At 41.3% G+C, this 14,189-nt stretch carries 11 protein-coding genes and 2 tRNA genes; all 13 read right to left on the bottom strand.

The features are described 5' to 3' along the window. Positions 1 to 19 precede the first annotated feature (19 nt). A tRNA-Arg gene (locus tag PSF42_RS04910) sits at positions 20 to 96 on the bottom strand. Positions 97 to 107: 11 nt separating this feature from the next. Continuing rightward, positions 108 to 200, bottom strand: a tRNA-Ser gene (locus PSF42_RS04905). A 436-nt stretch (positions 201 to 636) separates the two neighbouring features. Next, a complete protein-coding gene (gene csrA / locus PSF42_RS04900; RefSeq protein ID WP_004264815.1) occupies positions 637 to 822 on the bottom strand; it encodes a carbon storage regulator CsrA in 186 nt (61 codons plus the stop codon). Positions 823 to 1,049: 227 nt separating this feature from the next. Beyond that, positions 1,050 to 3,677: an alanine--tRNA ligase gene (gene alaS / locus PSF42_RS04895; protein WP_125893619.1), complete on the bottom strand. Its 2,628-nt coding sequence runs from the start codon at positions 3,675 to 3,677 to the stop codon at positions 1,050 to 1,052. A 326-nt stretch (positions 3,678 to 4,003) separates the two neighbouring features. Then, on the bottom strand, positions 4,004 to 5,071 hold the full coding sequence (gene recA, locus PSF42_RS04890) for a recombinase RecA (protein WP_125893621.1): 1,068 nt from the start codon (positions 5,069 to 5,071) through the stop codon (positions 4,004 to 4,006). Positions 5,072 to 5,175: 104 nt separating this feature from the next. Further along, complete coding sequence (gene pncC / locus PSF42_RS04885) at positions 5,176 to 5,679, bottom strand: nicotinamide-nucleotide amidase (protein ID WP_272679555.1); 504 nt, start codon at positions 5,677 to 5,679, stop codon at positions 5,176 to 5,178. A gap of 14 nt (positions 5,680 to 5,693) precedes the next feature. Further along, positions 5,694 to 6,896, bottom strand: a complete 1,203-nt coding sequence (gene lplT / locus PSF42_RS04880) for a lysophospholipid transporter LplT (RefSeq protein ID WP_272679554.1) — start codon at positions 6,894 to 6,896, stop codon at positions 5,694 to 5,696. A 1-nt stretch (position 6,897) separates the two neighbouring features. After that, a complete protein-coding gene (gene aas / locus PSF42_RS04875; RefSeq protein ID WP_272679553.1) occupies positions 6,898 to 9,045 on the bottom strand; it encodes a bifunctional acyl-ACP--phospholipid O-acyltransferase/long-chain-fatty-acid--ACP ligase in 2,148 nt (715 codons plus the stop codon). Between the two features lie 140 nt (positions 9,046 to 9,185). Next, positions 9,186 to 9,683: a shikimate kinase AroL gene (gene aroL / locus PSF42_RS04870; protein WP_125893629.1), complete on the bottom strand. Its 498-nt coding sequence runs from the start codon at positions 9,681 to 9,683 to the stop codon at positions 9,186 to 9,188. Between the two features lie 127 nt (positions 9,684 to 9,810). Beyond that, on the bottom strand, positions 9,811 to 11,064 hold the full coding sequence (proA, locus tag PSF42_RS04865; RefSeq protein WP_125893631.1) for a glutamate-5-semialdehyde dehydrogenase: 1,254 nt from the start codon (positions 11,062 to 11,064) through the stop codon (positions 9,811 to 9,813). 2 nt (positions 11,065 to 11,066) lie between these two features. Then, positions 11,067 to 12,170: a glutamate 5-kinase gene (proB, locus tag PSF42_RS04860; protein ID WP_102139782.1), complete on the bottom strand. Its 1,104-nt coding sequence runs from the start codon at positions 12,168 to 12,170 to the stop codon at positions 11,067 to 11,069. A 116-nt stretch (positions 12,171 to 12,286) separates the two neighbouring features. Continuing rightward, positions 12,287 to 12,688 (bottom strand): sigma factor-binding protein Crl, encoded by a 402-nt coding sequence (gene crl, locus PSF42_RS04855; protein WP_125893633.1) that lies wholly within the window; start codon positions 12,686 to 12,688, stop codon positions 12,287 to 12,289. Between the two features lie 71 nt (positions 12,689 to 12,759). Continuing rightward, positions 12,760 to 14,010, bottom strand: a complete 1,251-nt coding sequence (frsA, locus tag PSF42_RS04850) for an esterase FrsA (protein ID WP_272679552.1) — start codon at positions 14,008 to 14,010, stop codon at positions 12,760 to 12,762. Between the last annotated feature and the right edge of the window lie 179 nt (positions 14,011 to 14,189).

The following is a 14,189-nucleotide window of genomic DNA, read 5'->3' as shown; positions in this document are numbered from 1 at the left end:
GTTCTCATAGGGTTAAAGATGGTGCATCCGGGAGGATTCGAACCTCCGACCGCTCGGTTCGTAGCCGAGTACTCTATCCAGCTGAGCTACGGATGCATAATCTAAAATGGCGGTGAGGGAGGGATTCGAACCCTCGATGCAGCTTTTGACCGCATACTCCCTTAGCAGGGGAGCGCCTTCAGCCTCTCGGCCACCTCACCATATTTTAGTTACACACGATTTGTTTTTTCAAACATCTCGTTGCTGTGTGGCGCACATATTACTTTCCTAGACTTAGAAGTCAAACAATTTTTCCAAACTTTTTGCATTCCGTTGTCTGTTTGCACATTTCACAAGCAAGATGATTAGTTTAACACCGAAAAAGAGACATTTCAGCCCTTATGGCACTAACTTTATAAATAAAAATACAGGGACAAAATCATTCTATAAATGAATAAAAATGAGTTCACAGGATTGATTTGCCTATATTTCAAACAAAAGAAAATAAACTCTCAGCACAAAGGGACCTAAGACTAAACAATAAAATGAGTTCGAGGAAAGATAGTTATAAAAAAGAAAGGATGTTCCTAGAAATAATGAGAGTAAGACAAGCGCCCATTCTTGCTGTGTGGTCAATCATTGGACGCTTATTCATTATTATTGATTATCTGGTTGAGTCTTTTCAGCCTGGATCCGTTGATAAATTTCTTCACGGTGAACAGAAACTTCTTTTGGGGCATTAACACCAATACGAACTTGGTTGCCTTTGACACCCAATACAGTAACTGTTACCTCATCGCCTATCATGAGTGTTTCACCAACTCGACGAGTCAGAATAAGCATTCTTTGCTCCTTGAAATATTAAAAGAGTCGGGTCTCTAGGTATCCCCGCTATTGTCCATCACACACCGTGAAAACGCAAAGCAATGACATTCACCTAAAGCATTGATGCCATCAATACAAGCATTCTAATTATTTACAAACAAAATATAGCACTACAAACGATACATTAACAATGCCGCAACAGATTAAAGTTGCCTCATTTTTCAATGAGGCAACGTTGTAAGTGCTTACAGGCGTGCTTCAACCCACTCTTCGACACTCGCCATAGCAGCAGGTAATGCGCTAACGTCAGTACCTCCTGCTTGAGCCATGTCTGGGCGACCGCCACCTTTACCACCTACCTGGCTTGCGATGTGGGAAATCAAATCCCCTGCTTTAACTTTAGCCGTCAAATCATTAGTTACCCCAACGATCATACTGACTTTATCACCACTTGTTGTTGAAAGCACGATAATCGCTGATTTCAACTGATTTTTAAGGTCATCAACCATAGTTCTCAATAACTTAGGATCAGTATCTCCTAATTGAGTGACTAACAATTTGATGCCTTTCACCTCTTTCGCTTTACTACTTAGTGAAGCACTTTCTTGAGATGCTTGTTGATCTTTTAGTTGCACAATTTCTTTTTCGAGCTGGCGAGATTTATCTAATGCCGCTTTTACTTTCTCGACAAGGCTATTAATATCACCTTTTACTAGGTGTGCAATTGCCGAAAGTTGCTCTGATTGATTATGTATGCTTTCAATCGCCATTGAGCCTGTCGTCGCTTCAATACGGCGAACACCTGCAGCCGTACCTGATTCGCTCAAAATACGGAATAAACCAATATCACCAGTGCGACGCGCATGTGTGCCACCACATAACTCGATAGAGAAATCCCCCATACTCAGAACGCGCACACGCTCTTCATATTTTTCACCGAACAATGCCATAGCACCTTTTGCTTTAGCACCTTCTAAATCCATTAGTTCAGTTTCAATTTCTGAATTTTTACGAATTTGCGCATTCACAATATCTTCTACTTCACGTAGTTGTTCTTGTGTCATCGCCTCAAAATGAGAGAAGTCAAAACGCAAGTATTTATCATTAACTAATGAACCCTTTTGAGAAACATGGTCGCCTAATACTTGACGTAATGCCGCATGCAGTAAATGTGTTGCTGAGTGGTTTAAGCGGATCGCATCACGTCTAGCGCTATCCACAAAAGCTGTAATTCTATGGTTAACAACCAGTGACCCCACCTCTACCTTACCAATATGCCCAATTGCTTGACCATATTTTTGTGTGTCAGTGACTTTAAAGCTTGCATTGTCATTGTTTAAGTAACCCGTATCGCCGACTTGCCCACCAGATTCGGCATAAAATGCCGTTTTATCGAGTATAACTAAGCCTTCTTCACCAGCATTCAAGCTGTCTACAGGGTGGCCATCTTTATAGAGTGCAGTAATAGTAGCTTGTTGCTCATCATATTGATAACCTGAGAATTCACTACGCTTATCGACTTTAATTAAAGAGTTATAATCCGCACCAAAACCACTGGATTCACGCGCACGACGGCGCTGGTCTTCCATCGCTCGCTCAAAACCGTCTTCGTCGACTTTAATATTGCGTTCGCGACAAACATCTGCCGTTAAATCAATTGGGAAACCATAAGTGTCATATAAGCGGAATGCCGCTTCACCATCTAGGGTATCCCCTTTCAGTGATGCAAGTTCTTCATCTAATAATTGAAGACCGCGCTCTAAAGTACGCGCAAATTGCTCTTCTTCAGTCTTGAGAACTTTTTCAACTATCGCTTGCTGTCGTCCAAGTTCTTCTGCCGCAGGCCCCATGACTTTAATCAGTGGCGCAACTAATTTGTAGAAAAAAGTGTCTTTTGCACCAAGCATATAACCGTGACGAACAGCACGACGGATAATGCGACGCAAAACATAACCACGGCCTTCATTCGATGGAATAACACCATCACTAACAAGGAATGCGCAAGAACGAATATGGTCAGCAATAACACGTAATGATTTATTTTCTAAATCTGTTGCGCCAGTTGCTTTAGCTGCCGCAGCGATAAGGTCACGGAAGATATCAATTTCATAGTTTGAATTAACGTGCTGCAGTACCGCAGAAATACGCTCTAAGCCCATTCCTGTATCAACTGAAGGTTTTGGTAGAGGCTCCATTGTCCCGTCAGACTGACGGTTAAATTGCATGAAGACTAAGTTCCAAATTTCAATATAGCGGTCACCGTCTTCTTCAGGACTTCCCGGAGGCCCTCCCCATATATGGTCACCGTGATCATAGAAAATCTCGGTGCATGGGCCACAAGGACCAGTATCACCCATTTGCCAGAAGTTATCTGACGCATATGGTGCGCCCTTGTTATCACCAATACGAATAATACGCTCAACTGGAATACCTATTTCTTTATTCCAGATATCATAAGCTTCGTCATCAGTTGCGTAAACGGTCACCCACAACCTTTCTTTTGGTAAGTTAAACCATTCTTCGCTAGTCAATAACTCCCAAGCAAAACGGATAGCGTCATGCTTAAAGTAATCACCAAAGCTAAAATTGCCTAACATTTCAAAAAATGTATGGTGGCGGGCGGTATAGCCCACATTTTCTAAGTCGTTATGTTTACCACCTGCACGCACACAGCGTTGCGCGGTTGTCGCTCGGGAATATGCTCTTTTATCCAGGCCAAGAAATACATCTTTGAACTGGTTCATCCCTGCGTTTGTGAACAATAGTGTAGGGTCATTATTTGGCACTAGTGAACTACTAGAGACCACTTGATGACCTTTTGTATGGAAAAAGTCGAGAAACGCTTGACGGATCTCAGCGGTGCTTTTACTCATATTTATCCCGATATCAAGCTGGAAACAGAATTACGAATTGTTGAGATGGAATGTAACATCACCTCTAATCAACTCTCCGATTAAAAAGTGACTGATAAGATAAAGTCTCTTTGTGCAGAAGTAAAATATAGATACATCCATTCGCAGCTTTCATTGTAAAGCGTATAGATATTTTCTGAAAGTATGTTTATACCTTGCACTGATGTATTTTTCCACAGAAAAACTGTTCAATAAACTATTAATGCAATAGGTCTAAAACAAAACAGGCGCCACCACTTGAGCGGGACGCCTATAAATAACATATAAATCAAATAACTATGTTGATATTAAAATTCTTCTGGTGCTTCTTCTTCATCAGCATCATTGATAAAGTCTGTTGCCGCACTACTAAATTCACCCGTGTGGTTCAATAACATTTCACGCAGTTTAGTATCAATTTCTTGAGCGACGTCTGGATGCTCTTTTAAATAATTTGTTGAATTAGCTTTACCTTGGCCAATCTTGTCGCCGTTATAGCTATACCAGGCCCCAGCTTTTTCAATTAACTTATGTTTTACACCCAAGTCAATTAACTCGCCAAAGGTATTAATACCTTCACCATACAAAATTTGGAATTCAGCTTGTTTAAATGGTGCTGCAACTTTGTTTTTTACCACTTTAACGCGAGTTTCACTACCAACGATCTCTTCGCCATTTTTCACTGCGCCAATACGACGGATATCTAAGCGAACAGATGCGTAGAATTTTAATGCATTACCACCCGTTGTTGTTTCTGGGTTACCAAACATAACACCTATCTTCATACGAATTTGGTTAATGAAGATCAGTAGAGTGTTAGATGTTTTTAAGTTACCCGCTAACTTACGCATTGCTTGGCTCATCATACGAGCTGCTAAGCCCATATGTGAATCACCAATTTCACCTTCAATTTCAGCTTTCGGTGTTAACGCGGCAACGGAGTCAACGATGATCACATCAACTGCGCCTGAACGAGTTAATGCATCACAAATTTCTAGGGCTTGCTCGCCGGTATCGGGTTGAGAACACAGTAAGTTATCGATATCTACACCTAGCTTTTTAGCATAGATGGGATCTAAAGCATGTTCAGCATCGATGAAAGCACACGTTTTACCACTACGCTGTGCGGCAGCAATAACTTGCAGAGTTAGTGTTGTTTTACCTGAAGCTTCAGGGCCGTAGATTTCAACAATACGGCCTAGTGGCAAGCCACCAGCACCCAATGCAACATCAAGGGATAAGGAGCCTGTTGAGATAGTTTCAACATCCATAGAGCGGTCTTCACCAAGACGCATAATGGAACCTTTACCAAATTGTTTTTCAATTTGGCCTAATGCTGCTGCAAGTGCTTTTTGTTTGTTTTCATCAATAGCCATGTTTACTCCCTAAGTGCAATGATTTGACCACTGCAGATAAAACGATTGAATTCGGTTTGTTGAAATTAATTATACTGTATAATCATACAGTATCAAGAAAATTTTTAATTTAACTGTTCTAAAAGTGTTTCGAGTATATAAATTGTTGATTGAAAACGAACTTCGTTTCTGTTTCCTTGAAACACTCTATGCTGTGTAGTGACAAATACTGTCTGGTCTGCCTGTTTTTGTGCAAAACCAAACCATACCGTACCAACAGGTTTTTCTACACTACCGCCCCCCGGGCCTGCAATCCCACTGACTGAAATAGCAAAATCTGCACAAGCTGCTTGTAAAGCGCCCTCCGCCATTTCAGTAACAACCTGTTGGCTGACCGCGCCATACCGCTGTAAAGATTCACTTTTAACACCGATCATTTGGTGCTTTGCCTCATTGCTGTAAGTCACAAAACCGCGCTGAAAGTAGTCGGAACTACCCGATATATCAGTCAAAACCTTAGCAACCCAGCCTCCAGTACAAGACTCCGCGGTTGTGACTGTTTTACCCTGTTCTTTCAGTTTCAGCCCAACCTGAATACTCAATGTTTCAAGCCGCTTCTCATCTATCATGATGTTATCTACCTTTATGCCATTTTTTTACGAACGCGATCCCAAACCCATAAACCCGCTATCGCAATTGCGAAGACAGCACCAAAACCAATACCTGCATTCACAACTGACAAACCTGCTTTAATTGCTAATGAGTACAAGCCTAACATAATCAGCATTGCACTATTTTCACCTAAATTTTGTACCGCGATCGCATTCCCTGCCCCAACGGTTTCTTTCCCTTTTTCTTGCAATAATGCATTCAATGGAACAACAAATAAACCACCAAAAACACCGAGAATGATTAAAATGAAATAGGATGGAATGATATTTGTTTGCAAGGAAAGTAACACCACCATCACCCCGATAATAACCCCTGCAGGAATGCAGCGATAAACTGTTTTTAGGGTAATAAATTTGGCAGCAAGCCCAGCACCTGCGACTATTCCCACGGCAACCATCGCATTTAGTATAGTCGGCGTTGTGTTGTCTTGTAACCCCAATGCCACAGGTACCCATGCAACAAGCAGAAAACGCAGTGTTACCCCGGCCCCCCAGAACAAACTGGTTCCGACTAGTGAAAAACGACTTTCTTGGTTTGCCCATAGCACGCGGCACGCACTGAAAAAAGACGTCATCAGCAATTTAAGATCCCAACCTTTTCCCGGCCTCGCAGCGTCTAAATGTGGGATGAAAAAATTCGCAATAACGGCTAGTGCGTAGAGTACAGCACATGTTCCCAGCGCTAAGATTAAGTTAATATCGGAAAGCATTCCGCCAACAACTGAGCCCACTAAAATGGCTGCGATTGTTGAAGCTTCCATGACACCATTGGCCTTAACAAGGTTATCTCCCCCGGTCAGTTCACCCAAAATACCGTATTTAGCTGGCGAATATGAAGCGGCTCCGATCCCCACTAACCCATAACAAAGGAATGGGTTTAGGCCAAAACAAATTCCTAATGCGCCAATAAATTTGAAGATGTTAGAAAACAACATCACTCGGCCCTTTGAGAACCTATCTGCAATTTGCCCAACAAACGGCGCTAAAACGATATACGTGAAAACAAACACCATTTGCAGGATAGGATGGCTCCATTCAGGATAGAACTCGGCTTTAAGCTGGGCTAATATGGCGAACAATAGTGCATTATCTGCAAATGCAGAGAGAAACTGTGAAGCAAGTACGGCTTTCATTCCTCTGCTCATTAACGGCGAATTGGAAGTACTTTCTTGCATCTTATTCATCCTTTAATGCCATTTGTTTTAATGTAACAAAGTCCGTTTTACCACTACCAAGTACTGGCAACTCTTTAACAAAACGAATATCGCGGGGAACCGCTAACTCGGTTAACCCTTTGCTTTTGGCTGCGCTAGACAATGCACTACGGACTAATTCTTTATCTGTTGTGAACAAAACAAGCGCTTCACCCTTACTGCTATCTGGCTTTGTCACCACACCGTGATTTGCATTAGGAGAAAGAGAGGCCACCATTTGCTCAATACTTTCGAGAGAAACCATTTCGCCTGCAAGTTTAGCAAAACGCTTAACACGGCCTTTTATCGTACAGAAATTTTTATGATCTAATTCAACGATATCACCGGTGTCGTACCAACCTTCCTCTATTTCACCTTGTGCATTTTCAGCTTGCGGTGCTTCAAGTACGCCTGGCGCTTCAACACGCAAATACCCTTTCATGATATTTGGGCCTTTAAGCTGTAATTTTCCGCCTTGCTCAATACCGGAAATCGGGATAATTCGCGCTTCCATTTCAGGTAGAATTTGCCCTACAGAACCTTCTTTCGCGGCCATAGGGACATTGATTGATACAATTGGTGCACACTCAGTTACCCCATAGCCCTCAAGAATTCGGATACCAAATTTATCAAACCAGATCTTTTTCGTTTTATCCGATAATTTTTCTGCGCCGGCAACCACATAACGCAAACGTGCAAAATCATACTGATGAGCAAACCGTGCATAGTTACCTAAAAAGGTTGATGTCCCAAATAAGACGGTACAGTTTTTGTCATAGACTAATTCAGGAATGATCCGGTAATGCAATGGACTTGGGTAAAGGAAAACTCGGCTCCCTGAAAATAGCGGGATAAATAGCCCAACCGTCAAACCAAATGCATGAAATAGCGGCAGTGACGACATAAAGCGGTCACGTGGTGTGAAATCAGCGATTGTTTTAATTTGTTCTACGTTTGCCATTAAACTGGCATGGCTATGAACAACACCTTTTGGTGTACCTTCTGAGCCGGATGTAAATAAAACAATCGCCTCATCGGACGGTTTACGGGGAATAATAGCTTTTTTAGGGTTAAATAAGTGCTTAATAATCCATAATTTATCTTGCCATGTTACTGTGTCTTTTAAATCTTCAAGGTAAATCCAACTGGCTTCTGGCACTTGCTCTGGAATATGCGTTAAGTTGCCTTTTTCCAAAAACTGGCGGGAAGTAAAGACCACTTTTGCAGCAGAAGCTTTTAACGCGTTGCTAATACCATGACTGCCCGCAGTGTAATTAAGCATAGCAGGTACTCGGCCTCTCATTAAAGCACCGAAAATTGCAGCCGCGGTGACTGTCGCATTTGGCAGTAATAAGCCAACCCTTTCATTTTCATGAGTATAACGTTCAATAATACGACCAACCCCTAACGTTTTTTTCAATAGAGATTGATATGAATCTTCTTTAAATGCGATGTCTTCAATACAAGGCGTGCGGCGCCCAAAAAACTGGACACTTTGAATAAATTCTTCAACTAATGTGACTTGTGGTAAACAAGACATACGAGCAGATTTCATGATTTGGTACAGATGTTCACCCGCCAGAGCACGACGCTCTATAGCCTTAGATGCTTCTGGCATAGGAATATCTTGTGCTGGTAAGATATGTAACGTCACTTTCGGGAACCATTTTAATGGAAAAATCCCTTTCAGACGCCCAAAATGGCTATATTGTGCACCTTCTATACGAATAGGAACAACTTTTGCTCCTGACTTAGCTGCCACAAACGCTGCACCTTCGTATATTTTCATTAAAGAACCATGAACTGAAATTCGACCTTCGGGAAAAATAACTATCGGACGACCTTTTTCTACCTCTTTAACAAGGTGACGAATACCTAGTGGGTTGGCGGGATCAAGAGGAACAATATCTGCATAAGGCTTAAGGCGCTTCACCATTTTCGGTGTGGCAAATGTCGAATAAACAGCAAATACAGGCTTAACAGGCAAGAAAAGTGCAATCAATACACCATCAAGAAAAGAAACATGATTAGGTGTAATTAAGCATTTATCTTGATTAAATTCTTTCGCATCGCCAATAACTTGTACACGAAATAAAAATTTAAGTACTGTTTTGACTACCTTTGCCAACATAATGAATCCCTATACTATGATTATATTTTGATATATTAGAGTGATACGTTTCTACCCTTAGCTGCGTCTATCTTACTGAGCCGCTCCATTTACTCTAATTGGTATATTCCTAAAATACCGATGACTTACCATAAATACGTTTAAGTTAAATCATTAAGTTGTGTGATGATATCGTCGACTGGCTGCGCAGCATCAATAATATGGTGTGCTGTCGCGCGATATATAGGCTCCCTTTGCTGCATCACTTCTTCAATTTCTTCAACTAAAGATTTCCCCGTCAAGCTTGGCCGCTGATCGGCTTGTGGTTCCGCAGCAAGGCGTTTTGCTAAAACTTCAGGATTGGTATTTAAATAAATAACGGTGCCGTTATTACGCATAATTTGCTGATTTTCTTCTGCAAGAACAAGGCCTCCACCAGTAGATACAATCATGTTATTTTGCTTAATCGACTTAAGAACGTCAGTCTCTAATTGACGAAAGTAATCCCAGCCGTGCTGTTCAACAATTTCAGCAATACTTTTTCCAGCTTTTTCTAAAATCAATTTATCTGTATCAACAAATTGATAACCTTTAGATTCTGCAAGTTTTTTACCTATTGTGGTTTTCCCCGAACCTCTTGGACCGATAATGTAAAACATTAAATTTCATCCCATCATCATAAATACTAAGCAATACTAACTACAAATTTGCTTATGATAAATTGCCTTATTTGGCAAATAAAAAAAGAAAGCCACACAAGTGTGGCTATCTCATCATGTTGACTCTTTATGGGCGACTTAAAAAGTCGCCATATCCGATCCATTTATACGTTGTCAGAGCATCTAACCCCATAGGGCCACGTGAATGCAGTTTTTGCGTACTCACGGCAACTTCTGCACCTAAACCGAACTGCCCACCATCGGTAAAACGCGTACTTGCATTAACATATACCGCTGCTGAATCTACACACTGAACAAAATAGTCAGCTTGATGAATGGATTCTGTCAAGATAGCATCAGAATGTGCGGTGCCATAATGGCGAATATGGTCGATAGCCGCGTCAATATCATCAACAATTTCGACGTTAAGATCCAGTGATAGCCATTCATCAACAAGGTTTTCAGGTTTTACATCAACAACGTTTGCTGGGCCTTCTTTTAGCAAGGGAAGCGCTTTCTCACTCGCATGCAATGTCACTTGTTGCTGCGCCATTTTTTCACTTAAAAATGGTAAAAACTCATTCGCAATCTCTTTATGAACTAATAATGTTTCAAGTGAATTACAGGCACTTGGGCGCTGAACTTTTGCATTAATAATCACGTTAATCGCTTTATTAAAATCTACGGATTTATCAACAAATGTGTGGCAAACGCCAATTCCACCCGTAATGACTGGGATCGTTGATTGCTCACGGCATAATTTATGTAAACCTGCACCACCCCGAGGAATTAGCATATCAACGTAGCGATCTAATTTGAGTAATTGTGCGACTAATTCACGGTCAGGGTTATTAATAGCTTGTACTGCATCTGCTGGCAAGCCGCTATTTTCCAATGCTTTTTGAATAACTTCCACCACCGCAAGGTTAGTATGATGCGTCTCTTTCCCGCCACGCAAAATGACCGCATTACCTGTTTTTAAACATAACGAAGCCACATCAACAGTGACATTAGGGCGAGCTTCATAAATGACACCGACAACCCCCAATGGGACACGACGGCGCTGTAAATTTAAGCCACTATCCAATTGGCTTCCATCAATGATTTGCCCAACAGGGTCAGCTAATTGGCATACTTTTCTGACATCATCAGCAATACTTTTTAAACGCTCTGGCGTCAATAATAAGCGGTCTTGCAACGCTTCGGTCATACCGCTTGCTTTTGCCTGCGCCATGTCTTTTTGATTCGCTGCGAGTATAACGGCATTGTCTTGTTCTAATAGATCAGCAATTTGTAATAATGCTGCATTTTTTTGTTTGGTGCTTAACTGAGCTAATTGCCATGAAGCAACCCTTGCTGCCTTACCCATTGTCTCTAACATAATTAACTCACTATCATATCATCACGATGAACAGCCACAGAACCGTGTTCATAGCCAAGTATTTTGCTGATTTCTTGTGAATGGTGCCCCGCAATCATTCTCAGTGCATCACTATTATAGTGGCTGACCCCATGAGCAAGGTCTTTTCCTGCCATATTACGAATACGGATCACTGCACCTCGAGAGAAATCGCCTTCAATTTTCTGAATACCTTTTGGCAATAACGAGCTGCCTTTTTCCATGATCGCCAATTGTGCACCATCATCAATATACACATCCCCAGCGGCTGGAGCTCCGAAAATCCAACGTTTACGATTTTCCATTGGATTTTTTTGCCCATAAAAACGGGTGCCAACCGGAAGGTTTTCAATAACCGCATTAATCACATCCGGTTTATTTCCAGCTGCAATGATAACATCAATCCCTGCGCGGCCCGCGACATCTGCCGCTTGCAGTTTAGTTGCCATTCCACCGGTTCCTAACCCGCTGACACTTCCCCCCGCCATTTCACGAAGCTCATCATTAATACCATACACTTCCGGGATCAATTTTGCATTTGGATTGCTGCGTGGGTCTGCATCATATAAGCCTTCGATATCAGTCAGTAATAACAGTTTGTCAGCATCTCCGAGGATCGCAGCCAAAGCAGAGAGATTGTCATTATCACCGACTTTGATTTCCGCAGTAGCAACGGCATCGTTTTCATTGATAACAGGAATGATTCCGTTATCTAGCAGTGCTTGTAAGGTATCTCGTGCATTTAAAAAACGTTCTCTGTCTTCTAAATCGGCTCGTGTCAGTAACATTTGCCCGATATGAATACCATAAATGGAGAATAACCGTTCCCATAACTGAATTAAACGACTTTGGCCGACCGCCGCAAGCAACTGTTTAGATGCTATGGTAGCCGGCAGTTCGGGGTAATTTAAATGTTCACGACCTGCGGCAATTGCCCCAGAAGTCACAATAATAATACGATGCCCTTTTTCATATTGCTGCGCACATTGCCTAACCAGCTCAACAATATGAGCTTGATTTAAACGGCGCGAGCCCCCTGTTAATACACTGGTCCCTAATTTAACTACCAGCGTCTGGCTATTTTTCATCATTTTTCTGCCATTAGGATTAATAAACCAAAAAGTAGGTATCATTTTTATCAGGAGAAGCGCGTTATGCCAACAGGCATAACGCAAAATTCAACAAAAGTTGGTTTAAAACAAATTTATGCGCTTAATTCCAGTTTTAATTCTGCCATTAGCGGGGAGGGAAAGAGGCTTAACTCAAGTTCAGATAATTGTTTAGCAAGGGCTTGATGAAAAGACACTAAATTTTGCTCAGTTGCCTCAATAGTTGCTGCATCTTTCAGTGTTTTAACTTGCCAACTACCATGGCTATTGTATAGGCCAAAATGATAAGTAAACTCAAAACCTTTATCAGTTGCAACCAATTTTAGCCACCACCCCCAAAATTCACGTTTTTCTGGCGCAATATTTGCGTTTACACAAACAACAAGGCTATCAAATATATAACAACCATTTACACATTGTTTTTCACGTAAATAAGGTCCTATCGTAGCAAACTTCTTTAAATACTTTCCATTTGAGTAATCAGTCGGTAAAGCCATGTTAAGGATCTCCTTCTTGGGAAGACCCCTTTTTAACAAATGGGAAAAAATAAGCAAGTTATTAAATAAAATTAAAGTATTTTTGCTTTCAACCAGTTGGTAGTTTCACTTAATGCCTTTTCGAAATTAGCAAAAACAGGCTTGCTTGGTAGCATTATCGTGTCAGCATCCATCGATGAACGTCGAATTAAATCAGATTCCGCTTTAGGACTATAAATATCATCCTTAAGGCTAATTGATAACATTGGGACTTGACTACGTTTCCCTAAAAGCCCCTGATTTTTAAGTGAATAACAGCTTAATTCATGCCGTAAAGCAGAACCATCAACTTGATAAATACCCAAACGACTGGCGAACACATCCAAAACCATCCGAGGAATATCTTGCTGATACTTCTCTTCATGCAATAAGCTGTGCACAATTGGCCCTATGACAGCGACTGCTTTAATTTTATCCGGGCACATATAAGCTAATCTTAATGCTATATTTGCGCCAAAACGCATGCCCACAATACCAAAACGCGTATGGTCAATCCAAGCAATATCCCCTAGTTGACGAACGATTTGCTCATGTAAAGTGCTTGTTTCCTGCGTCAACTTTTGCTTAACCGAATAACCAATGGATGGCATATCCAGTGTTAGCATCGCAATGCCAAGAGGTTCGAGGTAATCACGAAAATAGCGGCAAAAATCAATCTGTAAGCTATCTAACATACCGCAGATCATCACAGTCGGATAAGGCCCTTGCCCCTGTGAAGGGATATGTAGAAAACCGCAGACTTCTTTTCCACCATCAATTTTAAATGGAATTTTCTTTAAGCGGTATTGAGAAAATTTCGCTGCACTATCATAAGCTTTGCATGCCAGCAAAATAGCTTGGTCAGCAAGCTCATCGCCCTTAATAAATGGGTAAGCAGCGATACTGTACAAGTTAGCTGAACGCAACCAAGCATCCCCTGCCTCTGCACCTTTCTCAAACTCTAACGCTTTTTGTTGCCAATGCATGGCTTGCTGGGACCATTCGAAACACCAGTTTCCGCGACGATTGCCAATGACGGTATCCAATAAGTTATCATTACTGCGCTGTGCATCAGAGATAGCAATACGGCTCAGTACATCTTCAATTTCTAAGGCGTCTATCCCCCGCCAAATCCACATTAAGCGGTTGATCATACGATACCACCCCGCATGATGGGACCCACTTAACACGCTATGTTCTTTGATTTGAGAAATGGTTTGAGATGAATAAGAGACTAATGTTGACGTTTCAACTTGCCTGACTTTAGGTTTGAAAAGTTTTTCTGAAAGGTTTTGCTGAGTCATCCCTATTTCCTTGTCTATCGGAGTTGAATTTGGCCAAAAAAAAGAAAGGGAATGCAAAAATGCATTCCCCAAATTATATCGTGTTTAGCTTAAATATTTTAGGTATTAATGTGTTCTTGCAATCAATAAAGTCGATAACACTTTATAATAACAATGTTTTTTCACCTAAAAATCGCCTG

Source organism: Providencia sp. PROV032 (assembly GCF_028484875.1).
Classification (GTDB): domain Bacteria; phylum Pseudomonadota; class Gammaproteobacteria; order Enterobacterales; family Enterobacteriaceae; genus Providencia; species Providencia rettgeri_E.
This window is presented reverse-complemented; position numbering and strand designations above follow the sequence as displayed.